Source organism: Micromonospora sp. C31, from assembly GCF_018070575.1.
Classification (GTDB): Bacteria; Actinomycetota; Actinomycetes; order Mycobacteriales; family Micromonosporaceae; genus Micromonospora.
The window spans coordinates 160,517-176,356 of sequence record NZ_JAGPXN010000001.1 but is presented as its reverse complement, the minus strand read 5'-3'; the positions used below and the strand labels follow the sequence as shown (position 1 = coordinate 176,356).

Sequence of the window (15,840 nt, the reverse complement as noted above, 5' to 3'; positions counted from 1 at the left end):
ACGTCCCGGCGGCCGGCGCACCCCCGGTGCGCCGCAGCCGGGACGTGCCGATGCTGGTCGAGCGGGCCCGTGCGGGCGATCCGCGCGCGGTGGCCCGGCTGATCACCCTGGTCGAGTCGGGCGACGAGACGCTGCCGCGCATCGCGGCGGCGCTCGCCCCGTACGCCGGTCAGGCCCAGGTCGTCGGGCTGACCGGCTCGCCCGGGGTGGGCAAGTCGACCACCACCAACGAGCTGGTCCGGGCGCTGCGCGCCCGTGGTCACCGGGTGGGTGTGCTGGCCATCGACCCGTCCAGCCCGTTCACGGGCGGGGCGATCCTCGGCGACCGGGTCCGCATGCAGGACCACGCCACCGACCCGGGCGTCTACATCCGGTCGATGTCCAGCCGGGGCCACCTCGGCGGGCTGTCGGCGGCCACGCCGCAGGCCGTCCGGGTGCTGGAGGGCGCCGGCTGCGACGTGGTGCTGGTGGAGACCGTGGGCGTCGGGCAGGCGGAGGTGGAGGTCGCCTCGCTGGCCGACACCACGCTGGTGCTGCTCGCCCCGGGAATGGGCGACGCGATCCAGGCGGTCAAGGCCGGCATCCTGGAGATCGCCGACGTCTTCGTGGTCAACAAGGCCGACCGGGACGGCGTCGATGCCACCTACCGCGACATCCAGGGCATGATCGCCCTGGGCGAGCGCGGCCCGGGCGACTGGCGGCCGCAGGTGGTCCGCGCGATCGCCTCCCGGGGCGAGGGGATCGACGACATCGCCGCCGCCATCGACAAGCACCGCGGCTGGCTGGTCGAGCACGGCGAGCTGCGCCGTCGGCAGGAGGCGCGGGCCGCCGCCGAGGTCGAGGCGATCGCGCTGGGCGTGCTGCGCGCCCGGATCGGTTCCCTGCGCGACGGTACGGAGTTGCCGGCGCTCGCCGCGAAGGTGGCCGAGGGCTCCCTCGACCCGTATGCGGCGGCCGACGAGCTGCTCGCCCAGATCGCCTCCTGAGAGGGATCCCGCGAACCGGGCGGCCCCGGGGCGCCCGTGGCGTGAGGGCGCCCGGCCGGCTCAGGTTACCTGCCGGTACGAACATACTTAGCGATCGTTCAGGTCTGGGCTCTACACTCGCAGTGCAGTCGAGGACCCGAGGAGGAGCCCCGCGGATGAACGCCGACGAGATCGCTGCCGGACGCGCACGCTGGCAGGCCCGCTACGACGCCGCGCGCAAGCGGGACGCCGACTTCACCACGCTCTCCGGGATGCCCGTCGACCCGGTCTACGGGCCACCGGAGGGTGTCGCCCACCCGGGCTTCGAGCGGATCGGCTGGCCGGGCGAGTACCCGTACACCCGGGGCCTCTACCCGACCGGCTACCGCGGGCGGACCTGGACGATCCGGCAGTTCGCCGGCTTCGGCAACGCCCAGCAGACCAACGAGCGCTACAAGATGATCCTGGGCGCCGGCGGCGGCGGCCTCTCCGTCGCCTTCGACATGCCCACGCTGATGGGCCGGGACTCCGACGACCCGCAGGCGCTGGGCGAGGTGGGCCACTGCGGCGTCGCCATCGACACCGCCGCCGACATGGAGGCGCTCTTCGACGGCATCGACCTGGCCGGGGTCACCACGTCGATGACCATCTCCGGGCCGGCGGTGCCGGTGTTCTGCATGTACCTGGTGGCCGCCGAGCGGCAGGGCGCCGACCTGTCCAAGCTGGACGGCACGTTGCAGACGGACATCTTCAAGGAGTACATCGCGCAGAAGGAGTGGCTCTTCGACCCGGAGCCGCACCTGCGCCTGATCGGCGACCTGATGGAGTACTGCGCCCGGGAGATCCCGCGCTACAAGCCGCTCTCGGTCTCCGGCTACCACATCCGCGAGGCCGGCTCGACCGCCGCGCAGGAACTGGCGTACACCCTCGCCGACGGCTTCGGCTACGTCGAGCTGGGGCTCTCCCGGGGGCTGGACGTCAACGTCTTCGCACCCGGCCTGAGCTTCTTCTTCGACTCGCACGTCGACTTCTTCGAGGAGATCGCGAAGTTCCGGGCCGCCCGCCGGATCTGGGCCCGATGGCTGCGCGACGTCTACGGCGCGACCAGCGAGAAGGCGCTCTGGCTGCGGTTCCACACGCAGACCGCCGGGGTGTCGCTGACCGCCCAGCAGCCGGTCAACAACGTGGTGCGTACCGCCGTGGAGGCGCTCGCGGCGGTGCTCGGCGGCACCAACTCGCTGCACACCAACGCGCTGGACGAGACCCTGGCGCTACCCACCGACGAGTCCGCCGAGATCGCCCTGCGTACCCAGCAGGTGCTGATGGAGGAGACCGGGGTGACCAACGTGGCGGATCCGCTGGGCGGTTCCTGGTACGTCGAGGCGCTGACCGACAAGATCGAGGCCGAGGCGGAGGAGATCTTCGCCCGGATCCGGCAGCTCGGTGGTGAGGGCCCGCACCACATCGGCCCGATGACCTCCGGCATCCTGCGCGGCATCGAGGACGGTTGGTTCACCGGCCACATCGCCGAGTCCGCCTTCGTCTACCAGCAGGCGCTGGAGAAGGGCGACAAGCGGATCGTCGGCGTGAACTGCCACACCGGCACGGTCGCCAAGGACCTGGAGATCCTGCGTATCTCGCACGAGGTGGAGCTGGAGCAGCGCCGGGTGCTGGCCGAGCGGAAGGCCGGCCGCGACGAGGCCGCCGTCAAGGCCGCGATCGAGCGGATGGTCGCCGTCGGCCGGACCGACGGCAACATGATCCCGGCCATGCTGGACGCCGTCCGCGCCGAGGCCACTCTCGGCGAGATCTGCGACGCCCTGCGCGCCGAGTGGGGCGTCTACCGCGAACCCGCCCGCTTCTGACCGACGCCGTTCCCCCACCCCGTCCACCTCCGACCCGCGCTCCACGATGTGCACCCCGCGTCCCCGCGCGTACCGGGCAGCCCGCGTACCGGGGCGCGCGGGTGTGCGGTCGCGGGAGTGCCGGGCGGAGGGGCGGGGAGGGGTGCGGGAAGCACGGGAGCAGCCGTGACAGTCGCAACTGTCGCCGCCGCGGTTGATCTGAGTTCGGCGGGTCGCGTGCGAGACTAGGTAACCATGAGCGACCCACGGATCACCTCGTCGATCTTCACCCGCGGCGCGGTCGACCTCAGCGCGCTGCGCACCCCCGCACCGACCCCCGCCCGCCCCGCCACCCCGGCTGAGTCCGCCCCCGCCGCCGAGTTTCCCGGCGGCGCCGCCGGTGGCGGCGTCGCCGTCATCGACGTGAGCGAGGCGACATTCCAGTCCGAGGTTCTCGAGCGCTCGCTCACCACACCGGTGGTCGTGGACTTCTGGGCCGAGTGGTGCGAGCCGTGCAAGCAGTTGAGTCCCGTGCTGGAGCGGCTGGCCGCGGAGGGCGGCGGCGCCTGGGTGCTCGCCAAGGTCGACGTGGACGCCAACCCCCGGATCGCCCAGATGTTCCGGGTGCAGGGCATCCCGATGGTCTACGCGGTGGTCGGCGGCCAGCCGATCGACGCCTTCTCCGGGGTGGTGCCCGAGGCGCAGCTGCGGCAGTGGATCCAGGCGGTGCTCAAGGCCGGCGGCGTGAGCGTCGCAGAGCCGGAGGACCCGCGCCTCGACGAGGCCGACGACGCCCTCATGAGCGGCGACCTCGACGCTGCCGAGCGGGCGTACCGCAAGATCCTCGCCGAGTCGCCGGCGGACGCCGCGGCGGAGGCGGGTCTCGCCCAGGTCGGGCTCGCCCGCCGGGTGGCCGGGGCCGACCCGGGCGCGGCGATCGCCGCCGCCCAGGCGAACCCCGACGACGTCGAGGCCCAGCTCCTGGCCGCCGACATCGAGGTGCTCAGCGGTCAGGCCGAGGCGGCGTACGCCCGACTCGTGGGTCTGGTCCGGCGTACCGCCGGTGACGAGCGGGAGAAGGTACGCCAGCACCTGGTCAGCCTCTTCACGGTCGCCGGGCCGGAGGATCCGGCGGTCGCCTCGGCACGCCGGGCCCTGGCCAGCGCCCTGTTCTGAGCACCACGCCCTGCTTCTGACCACATAGCACTCCAGCGCGGGCCGGCTTCCGGCCGGCCCGCCCGACATTTCGAGGACGGGAGCCCATGATGCGCCGGATCGCCGTCCTCGACGCGCCCAGCAACCTCGGCCTGCGCCCACCCACGTCCACCTCGGTCCCCGGCTGCGGGAAGGCCCCGGGCGCACTGCGCGACCAGGGGCTGCTCGCCCGGCTGCGGGCCCGCGACGCCGGCTGCCTCACCGCACCCCGCTACGACCCCGGCGACTGGCGACCGGGTGACGGGGTCTGCCACGCCCGGGAGATCGCCGACTACTCGGTGGCGCTCGCGGAGCGGATCGGCGCCATCATCGACCGCAGCGAGTTCCCGCTGGTGCTCGGCGGCGACTGTTCCATCCTGCTCGGCTCGGCGCTGGCCATGCACCGGCTCGGCGAGGCGGTCGGCGGGCGCATCGGGCTGGTCTTCGTCGACGGCCACTCCGACTTCCGGCACCCCGGCAACGCCTCCTACGTGGGTGCGGCGGCCGGCGAGGACCTCGCGCTCGTCACCGGCCGGGGGCAGGCCGACCTGGCCGCCATCGAGGGGCGCCGGCCGTACTTCCGGGACATCGACGTGGTGGTGCTCGGCATCCGGGCCCAGGACGAGTACCGTCTGGACCTCCAGGCCGCCGGGATCACCAACCGGCCCGTGCCGGCGCTGCGCGCCGAGGGCGCCGCGCGTACGGCACAGTGGGCACACGAGCAGCTCGCCGACTGCGCCGGCTACTGGGTGCACATCGACGTGGACGTGCTGGACCCGGCCGTGATGCCGGCCGTCGACGCCCCCGACCCGGGCGGGATCGCCTTCGCCGAACTGGAGATCCTGCTCGCCGGCCTGGTCGACACCCCGCACTGCCTCGGCGTCGAGCTGACCGTCTTCGACCCCGACTACGACCCCGACGGCGCGTACGCGGCCGAGATCGTCAACACCGTGGTGGCCGGGCTGCGCCCGGTCTCCGCGCCGGCGGCGTCGCCGCCCCGGCTGCTGCCGGGCCCGTCGGCGTCCGTCCGTTCGGCTGGCCCGTCGGCGCCCCTCCGTTCGGCTGGTCCTTCGTCGACCGCCACCGTCAGGCCCTCGTCGGTCCCCTCGGCGCGGCGGAGCAGCGGTCATCCAGAGGACCCGACCATCTCCCAGCCCGCCACCGACCCGGGCTTGATCCCCGCTTCGGAGCGGGGCGGCGCCGACCGCGGCCCGGGCGACGACGATGAGGTTCCGCCGGCTCCGCTCGGTGCGGCCGGGTCCCTCGGTGCGGTCGGGCCGACGGAGTCGCTAGGGCCGGTCGGTGCAGCCGAGCCCGGCACTCCGGTGGCTGCCGCCCATGACGACCCGCCCGCGCCGGAACCCGTCGGCCCGCCCGCCTCCGCCGGCCCGGGACTGCTGCGCCGGGCGCCGCTCGTGGGTCTCGACCCGGACGACCCACAGCCCGCGTCCGAGGACGGCACCTCGCCGTCCGCCGCCGGCATCGCCTGACCGCCGGGGTGTCCCCGGGGCCGGAGTAGTCCGCCCCCGGTCCCGTCTCAGCCGGGCGGGCCGTCCGTGGTCTGCCCAGGCGGCGGGCGTCGGGGGCCTTCGTCGAGGCGGTACCTCGTCCCGGCCGTCTCCCGGCCGTGGCCGTCTCCCGGCTGTCTCCCGGCCGCGTTCCCCTGGCGGGGGCTGTCTCGGCCGTCTCCGTGGGCATTCGGCCCGGCCAGCGGGGTCGGGGGTGAGTCGCCGGATGCCGTGTCGAGCTGCCCCGTCTGTGCGCCCGCCCCGCCCGCCCGCCCCGCCCGCCCCGCCCGGCCCGCCGGGCCCGCTCGGGCAGTACGGCTGATGGGACGTGCCGGGTCCGATCGAGGCAGCCGGGCGAGGCGGAGCCGCTGAGCTTGGCCGCGTCCGGCGGGATCGGGGCCGGCGGCCACCGTCCGCCCATGCCCGCGCGCGCCCCGTCCGTAGGGGCAGCTCGACAGCGTGGCGTGGGTTGGGCAGTCATGGCGCTCGTCTCGCCGACGATGCCAACGAGGGCGCGGCCGGACGACCGGTCAGGCAGACGCCGCCGACGGGATCGGCCGAAGCCGGCGCCGCCCGAAGCCGGCGCGCCGGGAAATCGGTGCTGACGGTACGGCGGTGCAGACCCCGGTGGTCTGGTCAGCGGCCGAGGGCGCGGAGGAAACGTTCGGCGGCCGGCACGGCGGTGGCGGAGCTGGCGCCGCCCTTCTCCACGAAGACCGCGAACGCGACGTCGCCCTGCCAGCCGACGAACCAGGCGTGCGTGTGCGCCGGGTTGTCGTCGTATTCGGCGGTGCCCGTCTTGCCGTGCACCGGCGCGCCAGGCACGTCGCGCAGCGCCGTGCCGGTACCGGCCGTGACCACCGCCCGCATCATCGTGCGGACCGCCTCCACCGACTCCGGTGTGAGCTGCGGGCCAGGGGCGGCGGGCTGCGCCGGGGCCGGGTCGAGCACCAGCTTCGGCTGTTCGAAGCGGCCCCGGGCGACCGCCGCGGTGGCCGACGCCATGGCCAGCGGGCTGACCAGCGTGGTGCCCTGGCCGATGGCGGCGGCGGCCTGCTCGGTCGCGCCGCCGTTCGCCGAGACCTTGCCGGTGAAGGCGTCGAGGCCGACGTCCCACTGCCCCTCCAGCCCGAGGGAGCGGCCGGTCACGGCCAGCCCGTCGGGGCCGAGCTTCGGCGCCAGCGCGGCGAACGCGGTGTTGCAGGACTTGGCGAAGTCGGTGCGGAACGGCACCGCACCCAGCTCGAAGTTGTCGCTGTTCTTGAACGCCCGCCCGTCGACGGTGAACGTCTTCGGGCAGCCGACCGTCGCGTCGGGCGTGACCACACCCCGGTCGAGCAGGCCGAGCGCGCTGACCATCTTGAAGGTGGAGCCCGGCGGGACCTGGGCGGTGAAGGCCAGGTTCTCCCCGGCCGCCCCGGGGCCGTTGGCCGCGGCGAGCACCGCGCCGTCGCCGATCCGCACCGCCACCAGCGCCGCCCGGCGCTTCTCGCCGCGCAGGGCGGTGTCGGCCGCGTTCTGGGTGGCCACGTCGAGCGTCGTCTTCACCGGCTGCCCGGGCTTCGGCTCGCTGCGGAACACCTCGGTGCCGGTGGGCACCAGCGTGCCGTCCGGGCCGGGACGCTCGGTGATCACGGTCAGCCCCGGTGCGCCGCGGAGCCGCTCGTCGTGGCGGCCCTGGAGCCCTCCGTGCCCGACGAGGTCGCCGGCCTCGTAGCGGTCGGGGTGCTGGGCGAGGTCGTCGGCCTGGGCCGGGTCGACGGAACCGAGCACCGCCCGGGCGAACTCCCGGGTGGGTGCCAGGTCGAGCTCGTCACTGCGGAACTTCGTGCCCGGCAGGTCGTAGATGCGCGGCTTGATCTGCCGGTACGCCTCCTCCCGCAGGGTCACCACCTCGACGAACGCGCCCGGATCCGCGTCGGCGAGCCGCTGGGGCAGATTTGAGAGGTCCACGGGGGGCGTGATCGTGGGCCGGACCGCCCGGAAGGCCGCGTCCAGCTTCCGGGTCAGGCTGGCGAGGTTGGTGACCTCGCCCGGTTGGAGCCCGACCCGCACCACGGGCCGGGGCGCCACGATCGGCCGGCCGGCGGCGTCGAGCACCGCGGCCCGGGTGGCGACGCTGCGGCGCAGCCCCAGCCGGTCGCCCCGGGTGAGCTGCTCCTGCACCAGCTGCGGTTCCCAGATCACCCGCCACTCGTCACCGCCGCGGTTGAGCCGCACCGGGCGCTCGTACGCCCAGCGGGCCTCGCCCGGGAGCGCCCAGTCGACCTTGACCACCGCGGTCGCGACGTCCTTGGTCACCTTCGCCTCACCCCGGCGGGTCAGCGTGGGCGGTGTGGCCGCCAGCTCGCCGGAGAGCTCCTTGAGCTCGCGGGCGACGTCGGACGCCGACAGCTTCGCGCCGGTCGGGTCGACGAAGCCGACGGCCTGGAGGTCGCCCGAGCGCCAACCGGCGAGGAACGCGTCGACGCTGCGCTCCGGCCCGTCACCGCCCGAGCACGCGGTGAGGACGCCGGTCGCGAGCGTGGTCGCGGCGAGCAGCGCCAGTGCCGGGCGGAGCCGGTTGCCGCGGGGGCGGCGGGGGTACGACAGGGGCATGGGAACGGATCTCCGATCTCGGGCTGTCCCGCACGCTAGTACGGCGACGCCGTCCGCACCGTCCCCCGCACCGGGACGTGCGGAAAGAGAGGTCGATGGCGGGGTGATGAACGACCGGAGGCGGGGTACTCCCGAACCGGCCAACCTCGTACCCGCAACGGGTGAAAGGACGAAGTCCGGAACCGGACGTCCGCACCGTGGTCCGCCGAGCAAGGGGCGGAACGGCAGGGCCTAGGCTGGGCGGCAGAGTGACCCACAACGCGGTGGGTCGAGGGGAGTGGCACCGATGGACCGGCGTCCGGCGATCAAACCGGGACCCGACCTCCGGCAGGATGACACCAGCCGGGACGACAGCTTCGATTCGGCGACCGACGGGGACGGCCTCGGCCGGCTCGACACAGGAGTTACCGGGATGACCGGTTCGAGTATCGACACCCTCTACGACCTGGGCCTGCCCGCCGACGCGCTGGTCGACGACGTGGAGGACAACGAACTCGACGAGCCCGTTCCCAACGTGGAGCGCCTGGTCGCCCAGGCGGTCGCGTTGGCCGGCGACGACCACGACGCGGCGACCCTGGTCAGCCGCTTCTGGCGGTTCGCGCCGGACGAGGAGCTGATCGGGTTCACCGCCGAGGAGATGCTGGAGGCGGCCCGCGCGCACCGCGACCTCGCCCAGCAGCGGGTGCCCGGCGAGTTGAAGCTGCGCATCCACGAGCCCGACGCCGACCAGCACCACACCGTCATCGAGATCGTCACCGACGACATGCCGTTCCTGGTCGACTCGGTGACCGCCCTGCTCAACTCACACCACCTGGACGTGCACCTGCTGGTCCACCCGCTGGTGGTGGTCCGGCGTGAGCCGCTGGGCCGGCTGGTCGAGGTCTCCGCCGACGTCGAGCCCGACGACGCCATCGCCGGTGACATCGTCGAGAGCTGGATGCACATCGAGGTCGACCCCGTACGCGACGCCGCCGAACGGGACACGCTGCGCCGGGAGCTCCAGCGGGTGCTCACCGACGTGCGGGAGGCGGTGGAGGACTGGCCGAAGATGCGCCAGCGGGCCCTCGCCCTCGCCGACGAGCTGGCCGCCGCGCGGACGTCGGACACCCGGCCGCCCGTCCCGGAGAAGGACATCACGGACTCCGTGGAGCTGCTCCGCTGGCTCGCCCACGACCACTTCACGTTCCTGGGCTACCGGGAGTACCGGCTGGTCGACACCGGCGAGTCGGGTGTCGGGGGCGGCGATCGGGGCAGCGGCCAGGCGCTGGAGGTGGTGCTCGGCACGGGGCTGGGCATCCTGCGCCAGGACTCGCCGGAGGCCCGGCCGCTGTCGTCGATGACGTCCGAGGCGCACGACAAGGTCACCGAGAAGCGCCTGCTGATCATCACGAAGGCGAACTCACGGGCCACGGTGCACCGCTCCGCCTACCTCGACTACATCGGCTTCAAGATCTTCAACGAGTCCGGCGAGGTGATCGGCGAGCGGCGCTTCCTGGGCCTGTTCTCCACGGCCGCGTACCGGACCAGCGTGCAGGAGCTGCCGGTGGTCCGCCGCAAGGTGGCCGAGGTGCTGGACCGCTCCGGCCTGAGCCAGCGCAGCCACTCCGGCAAGGACCTGCTCCAGATCCTGGAGACCTACCCGCGCGACGAGCTGTTCCAGATCAAGACCGAGGACCTCTACCACGCGGTGATCGGCGTGCTGCGGATGGCCGGCCGCCGGCAGCTGCGGGTGTTCCTGCGCCGCGACGCGTACGGGCGGTTCATCTCCTGCCTGATCTACCTGCCCCGGGACCGGTTCACCACCCAGAACCGGCTGCGGATGCAGGACATCCTGCTGCGCGAGCTCAACGGCGTCGGGGTCGACTACACGACCCGGGTCACCGAGTCGATGCTCGCCCGGGTGCACTTCATCGTCCGGACCGACCCGACGAAGACCCCGGGCGACATCGACGCCGACCTGCTCGCCGAGGAGCTGGCCGACGCCACCCGGCTCTGGGATGACGACTACCGGCTGGTGCTGGAGCGCAAGCTCGGCGACGAGCAGGCCAAGCACCTGTTCACCCGCTACGCCGACGCCTTCCCCGAGGGCTACAAGGACGGCCACACGCCGTACGAGGCGATGAAGGACCTGGCGAAGCTGGAGCTGCTCGAGGAGCCCGGCCAGCTGGAGATGCACCTGTTCCGCAAGCAGCTCGCGCCGCGGGCCGGCGGGCGGGGGCCGGACGTCGACGAGGCGATGGACGTCCGCTTCAAGGTCTACCGCTACGGCGAGCCGATGATGCTCTCCGCCGTACTGCCGGTGCTGCACTCGCTCGGCGTCAAGGTGGTCGACGAGCACCCGTACGAGGTGGACCGGATCGACGGTCGGGTCTACCTCTACGACTTCGGGCTGCGGCTGCCCGAGGGGCACCAGGAGCTGGCCGAGGTGCGCCCGCACGTGGAGAACGCCTTTGCGGCGGCGTGGCGCGGCGAGGCCGAGGTGGACGGCTTCAACGAGCTGGTGCTGCGCGCCGGGCTCACCTGGCGGCAGGTGGTGGTGCTGCGCGCGTACGCGAAGTACCTGCGTCAGGCCGGCACCGTCTTCTCCCAGGAGTACATGGAGCAGACCTTCATCGGCTACCCGAGGATCGCCGCACTGCTGGTGGAGCTGTTCGAGGTGCGGTTCGCGCCCGGCACGGACGGCCACGAGCAGCGGCAGCAGCGCAGCGCCGAGCTGGTGGGCGACATCCGGGCCGCGCTGGACGACGTCGCCAGCCTCGACCAGGACCGGATCCTGCGCGCCTACCTGACGATGATCCAGGCCACCCTGCGCACCAGCTTCTACCAGAAGCGCGCCGACGGGCGGCCGAAGTCGTACGTGGCGCTGAAGCTGGACCCGCAGGCGATCCCGGACCTGCCGGCGCCGCGGCCGAAGTTCGAGATCTTCGTCTACTCGCCCCGCTTCGAGGGCGTGCACCTGCGGTTCGGGCCGGTGGCCCGGGGCGGGCTGCGCTGGTCCGACCGTCGCGAGGACTTCCGCACCGAGGTGCTGGGCCTGGTCAAGGCGCAGATGGTGAAGAACGCCGTGATCGTGCCGGTGGGCGCCAAGGGCGGCTTCGTGCTCAAGCAGAAGCCGGGGGACCGCGACGAGGCGGTGGTCTGCTACAAGGAGTTCATCTCGGCGCTGCTGGACGTCACGGACAACATCGTCAGCGGCGAGATCGTGCCGCCGGAGGACGTGGTCCGGCACGACGGCGACGACCCCTACATGGTGGTCGCGGCGGACAAGGGCACGGCGACGTTCTCGGACATCGCCAACGAGATCTCCACGGCGCACCGCTTCTGGCTCGGCGACGCGTTCGCCTCCGGCGGCTCCGCCGGCTACGACCACAAGAGGATGGGCATCACCGCGCGGGGCGCCTGGGAGTCGGTGAAGCGGCACTTCCGCGAGATGGGTCACGACACCCAGACCGAGGACTTCACGGTCGTCGGTGTGGGCGACATGTCCGGCGACGTGTTCGGCAACGGGATGCTGCTGTCGGAGCACATCCGGCTGGTGGCCGCGTTCGACCACCGGCACATCTTCCTCGACCCGGACCCGGACGCCGCCACCTCGTACGCCGAGCGGAAGCGGCTGTTCGACCTGTCCCGCTCGTCCTGGGAGGACTACGACCGGGCGCTGATCTCGGCCGGCGGCGGGGTGCACCCGCGTACGGCCAAGTCGGTGCCGATCTCGCCGCAGGTCCGGGAGCGGCTCGGCCTGGACGCCGACACCGAGCAGCTCTCCCCGCAGGAGCTGATGAAGGCGATCCTGACCGCGCCGGTCGACCTGTTCTGGAACGGCGGCATCGGCACGTACGTGAAGGCCTCCAGCGAGACCAACGCGGAGGTGGGCGACAAGTCCAACGACGCGATCCGGGTGGACGGCAGGAACGTGCGCTGCCGGGTGGTCGGCGAGGGCGGCAACCTGGGCTGGACCCAGCTCGGCCGGATCGAGTACGCCCAGACCGGCGGGCGGATCTACACGGACTTCATCGACAACGCGGCCGGGGTGGACTGCTCCGACCACGAGGTGAACATCAAGATCCTGCTGAACACGGCGGTCGCGGACGGCGAGCTGGGCCTGCCCGAGCGCGACGAGCTGCTCGCGGAGATGACCGACGAGGTCGCCGAGCTGGTGCTGCGGGACAACTACGACCAGGCCCGGGCGATCAACAACGCGCAGGCGCAGGCCGCCTCGCTGCTGCCGGTGCACCGGCGGATGATCACGGATCTGGAGCGTTCCGGCGCGCTGAACCGGTCCCTGGAGGCGCTGCCGCCGGACGACGAACTGGCGGTGCGGACCGAGTCGGGGCTGACCGCGCCGGAGTTCGCGGTGCTGCTCGCGTACATCAAGATCGCCCTTGAGACGGAGATCCTGGCCGAGGGGCTCGCGGACGAGGAGTGGACGACCGACGTCCTGGTCAACTACTTCCCGACGCCGATGCGCCAGCGGTTCGCCGACCGGATGGGCCAGCACCGGCTGCGCCGGGACATCGTGACGACGGTGCTGGTCAACGAGGCGATCAACCGGGGCGGGATCTCGTTCGTCTTCCGGGTGGTCGAGGAGACGGCCGCCTCGGCGGCGGACGTGATCCGGGCCTACGTGGTGGTCCGCGAGGTGTTCGGGCTGCGCGCGCTGTGGGACGCGGTGGAGGCCCTGGACAACAAGGTCGACCCCGAGTTGCAGACCAGCGCCTACCTGGACACCCGGCGGCTGCTCGACCGGGCGGTGCGGTGGCTGGTGACCAACCGCCGTTCGCCGATCGACGTGCCGGCGGAGATCGCCCGGCTGCGCGACGGGGTGGCGCTGCTCCTGCCCGACCTGGAGGAGCGCTTCCACGGCAGCGAACGGGAGTCGCTCGCGGCGCACATCGACTCGCTCGCCGAACGGGGGCTGCCGCGCGACCTGGCCGAGCAGGCGACCCGGCTGATGTACAGTTTCGGCCTGCTCGACGTGGTGGAGACGTCGGCGAGCAGCGGGCGGGACGTCGGCGAGGTGGCCTCGGTCTACTTCGTGCTCTCCGACCGGTTCCGGGTCGACTCGCTGCTGTCGAAGATCTCCCTGCTGCCGCGTGAGGACCGCTGGCAGACGCTGGCCCGGATGGCGCTGCGCTACGACCTGTACGCCGCGCTGGCCGCGCTGACCGTGGAGGTGCTCGACTCCACTCCCGGCGACCTGTCGCCGCAGGAGCGGGTGCTCCAGTGGGAGCAGTCGAACGCCACCTCGATCCACCGCGCCGAGCGGGCCATGGGGGAGTTCGACGAGTCCCGGGCGGACCTCGCCGCCCTGTCGGTGCTGCTGCGCCAGATCCGTACCCTGGTGCGGACCTCCGCCGCCGCCTGACGCGTACGGCAGACGGTCCGGCCGGTCGGGTGTCCCGACCGGCCGGACCGCGTCGTGCCGTCCGGTGGCTTCCGCGCGGTGCCCGCGGTTGCCGGCTCAGACCGGCATGGAGGCGAAGACGACCACGTTGTCCGGGTAGCTGCCGGCGGCCCGGTCGAAGGTTCCGCCGCAGGTGACCACGCGCAGGCCGGGCCGGTCGCTGGGGCCGTAGACCTGCTCGGTCGGGAACTCCGTCTTCGGGTACGCCTTGACCGACTCGACGGTGAAGGTGGCCTGCTGGCCGTCCTCCCGGGTGACGGTGATGGTGTCGCCCGGCTGCAGGGCGCCGAGGGAGAAGAAGACCGCCGGCCCGATCTCCGCCGAGTCGACGTGCCCGACGATGACCGCGTTGCCGATCTCACCCGGGCTCGGACCCGGCTCGTACCAGCCGGCCAGCTGCGCCTGTTCCAGCGGGGGCACCTGGACGGTGCCGTCCGGGTTGGTGCCGAGCGACATGATCGAGGCGTCGACCCCGATCCGGGGGATGGTGATCGTGGTGGGGGCGGAGCGGGCCAGGCCCGTGCCGGTGGCGACGTCCGGGTCCGCGTCGGGGGCGGGCACGTCGGCGACCGCCGGCCCGGTGCGGGTGGGCGCGGCCAGTGGCTGCGGGGGCAGGGGAGCGGGCGCGGACTTGAGCGAGGCGCCGATCAGGCCGGCGCCGACCATGGCGACCACGACGACGACGGCCGCGCCGGCGGCGCGCCACGGTGTCCCGTGACGGCCGCCGGCCGGTGTCGCCGTCGGGTCAGACGAAGGACTCATCGGTCCGACGCCGGCGCATCAGCACGAGGCCGCCCAGGGCGGCAGCGCCGATCAGGCTCGCCCCGCCGGCGGCCAGGCCGCGGTCGGTGCCGGCGGCCACGCCACCGTCACCACCGTCGACCCCACCGCGCGGCAGCACGACCAGTTCGCCCTCGCCGCACGAGCCCTTGAGCTTGTAGTGGCCCGGCGTGGCGTCCTCGGACACCTCGGCCTCGCCGTAGTACACGTAGTCCCGCTTGTGCTTCCAGCGGCCCTCGCTGTTGCCGTTGCCCTCGGACTCCTCGTCCGACCAGCCCTTGTGGTGGCCCTTGCGGTCGTACTCGTCCGAGTCGTATCCGTCGTGGTCGCCCTCGGCGTCCTGGCCGTGCTCGTAGCCCATCCAGCCGTGCTTGCGCTCGTCCGCGGCGTCGTCCGCGGCAGCGTCGTCGACGTCGACGGCAGCGTCGGCGGCGGCAGCGGCGGCAGCAGCGTCGGCGGCGGCAGCAGCGTCGGCGGCGGCGGCAGCAGCGTCGGCGGCGGCGGCAGCAGCGTCGGTGGCGGCGGCGTCGGCACCGCCACCCTGGCCACCGTTGGGCTGGCCACCGTTGGCGGGCGGCTGGCCACCGTTGGCCGGCGGCGTCGGCTGGCCGGTGCCGTCGGCGGGCGGCGTCGGCTGGCCGGTGCCGTCGGCCGGCGGCTTCGGCCTGGGGGTCTCGTCCCTGCCGTCCTGGCCCTTGTCGTGGTCGCGGCCCTTGTCGTGGCCGCGGGAGTCCTGCTCCCCGCGACGCCAGTCGCCCCGGTCCTCGGCCGGCTTGAGCTTGACCTTGCCGGTGACCTTCGACCACACGTAGGCGTGCTCCTGCCGGTCGGGGCAGACCTCGATCAGCTTGACCGTGTCGCCCGCCTTGACGACGTGCGGCTTGGCGTAGACCTTGCCCTCGCCGGCGGGCTGGCCGTCCGCCAACGCGATCCCCGGCGTGAACACGAGCAGGGAGGCCCCACCCAGGGCAGCGCCCGCAACGACCTTCCCGAGCATCTTGTTTGCCATGACCTGCGTCACTCCATCCCTGTTGTCCTTGGCTCGGTGACAACCGAGCTACCGATGACGTTAGACCGTTTCACGAGCTATGAAGGGAAAGATTCGTGTTTTAGCGCTTCACGGAACTACGCCCGGTAGAAGTGCTTCGCGGCTTTAGTCGGGCTAGCAGTCCGGCCGGGTGGTTCGCGACCGGCGGTGCGCCGAGGGGTCGGTCGCGCGACTCGCGCCGCCGCGGTCGGATCGTCCCCTCTCATCGGTCCCGGGGGTGCCGGTGGCCTCGCCAGCCTCGGTCGTTGCATCGAGGCATTGCCATGGAAGCGCTCCCATGCAAGAATCGCTGCACGCGGTTCGGGGAGCCACACCGCGCAAGGCAGGAGTCGAGGGCACCGGTTCGCCGGACGACGTCCCGCCTCCCGGCCGGCACCTTGTCGCCGGTCGGACCACCACCACAACGCCCGTCCGGGTCGGGCACCCCCCGAAGAACCCGTGGCACCGGCGGACGTCCGTGCAGGACGCCCATCGGGCCGTAACGCCGGGCCGTTCGCGG

8 protein-coding genes are annotated in these 15,840 nt (G+C 73.1%); 5 read left to right on the top strand and 3 right to left on the bottom strand.

Features of this window, described 5'->3' with window-relative positions; genetic code table 11:
• The first annotated feature begins 50 nt into the window (after window positions 1-50).
• The 4 genes from meaB (at window position 51) to KBX06_RS27550 (ending at window position 5,493) form a co-directional block, all read left to right on the top strand.
• The gene (gene meaB, locus KBX06_RS00805; RefSeq protein ID WP_247685045.1) at window positions 51-986 is read left to right on the top strand and encodes a methylmalonyl Co-A mutase-associated GTPase MeaB; all 936 of its coding nucleotides are present in this window, start codon (window positions 51-53) and stop codon (window positions 984-986) included.
• 155 nt (window positions 987-1,141) lie between these two features.
• Window positions 1,142-2,830, top strand: coding sequence for a methylmalonyl-CoA mutase (locus KBX06_RS00800; protein ID WP_210832230.1), 1,689 nt, complete (start codon window positions 1,142-1,144; stop codon window positions 2,828-2,830).
• 234 nt (window positions 2,831-3,064) lie between these two features.
• Complete coding sequence (locus KBX06_RS00795; protein ID WP_210832229.1) at window positions 3,065-3,985, top strand: tetratricopeptide repeat protein; 921 nt, start codon at window positions 3,065-3,067, stop codon at window positions 3,983-3,985.
• A gap of 86 nt (window positions 3,986-4,071) precedes the next feature.
• On the top strand, window positions 4,072-5,493 hold the full coding sequence (locus tag KBX06_RS27550; RefSeq protein WP_247684964.1) for an arginase family protein: 1,422 nt from the start codon (window positions 4,072-4,074) through the stop codon (window positions 5,491-5,493).
• Window positions 5,494-6,147: 654 nt separating this feature from the next.
• Here the strand turns inward: KBX06_RS27550 and KBX06_RS00785 are convergent.
• Entirely contained in the window at window positions 6,148-8,109 is a 1,962-nt protein-coding gene (locus tag KBX06_RS00785; RefSeq protein ID WP_210832228.1) for a penicillin-binding transpeptidase domain-containing protein, read from the bottom strand.
• A 286-nt stretch (window positions 8,110-8,395) separates the two neighbouring features.
• Between KBX06_RS00785 and KBX06_RS00780 the strand changes: the two genes are divergently transcribed.
• Complete coding sequence (locus KBX06_RS00780) at window positions 8,396-13,474, top strand: NAD-glutamate dehydrogenase (RefSeq protein ID WP_210832227.1); 5,079 nt, start codon at window positions 8,396-8,398, stop codon at window positions 13,472-13,474.
• Between the two features lie 96 nt (window positions 13,475-13,570).
• Here KBX06_RS00780 and KBX06_RS00775 read toward each other — a convergent pair whose 3' ends face one another.
• The gene (locus tag KBX06_RS00775) at window positions 13,571-14,275 is read right to left on the bottom strand and encodes a class F sortase (protein WP_210832226.1); all 705 of its coding nucleotides are present in this window, start codon (window positions 14,273-14,275) and stop codon (window positions 13,571-13,573) included.
• The gene (locus KBX06_RS00770) at window positions 14,259-15,302 is read right to left on the bottom strand and encodes a hypothetical protein (RefSeq protein WP_210832225.1); all 1,044 of its coding nucleotides are present in this window, start codon (window positions 15,300-15,302) and stop codon (window positions 14,259-14,261) included. The genes KBX06_RS00775 and KBX06_RS00770 overlap by 17 nt, the downstream gene beginning before the upstream one ends.
• Window positions 15,303-15,840: the final 538 nt, after the last annotated feature.

Excerpts from the sequence above, each read along its gene's own strand:
- meaB (WP_247685045.1), top strand. The coding sequence starts at position 51 with ATGCTGGTCGAGCGGGCCCGTGCGGGCGATCCGCGCGCGGTGGCCCGG.
- KBX06_RS00800 (WP_210832230.1), top strand. The coding sequence starts at position 1,142 with ATGAACGCCGACGAGATCGCTGCCGGACGCGCACGCTGGCAGGCCCGC.
- KBX06_RS00795 (WP_210832229.1), top strand. The coding sequence starts at position 3,065 with ATGAGCGACCCACGGATCACCTCGTCGATCTTCACCCGCGGCGCGGTC.
- KBX06_RS27550 (WP_247684964.1), top strand. The coding sequence starts at position 4,072 with ATGATGCGCCGGATCGCCGTCCTCGACGCGCCCAGCAACCTCGGCCTG.
- KBX06_RS00785 (WP_210832228.1), bottom strand. The coding sequence starts at position 8,109 with ATGCCCCTGTCGTACCCCCGCCGCCCCCGCGGCAACCGGCTCCGCCCG.
- KBX06_RS00780 (WP_210832227.1), top strand. The coding sequence starts at position 8,396 with ATGGACCGGCGTCCGGCGATCAAACCGGGACCCGACCTCCGGCAGGAT.
- KBX06_RS00775 (WP_210832226.1), bottom strand. The coding sequence starts at position 14,275 with ATGAGTCCTTCGTCTGACCCGACGGCGACACCGGCCGGCGGCCGTCAC.
- KBX06_RS00770 (WP_210832225.1), bottom strand. The coding sequence starts at position 15,302 with ATGGCAAACAAGATGCTCGGGAAGGTCGTTGCGGGCGCTGCCCTGGGT.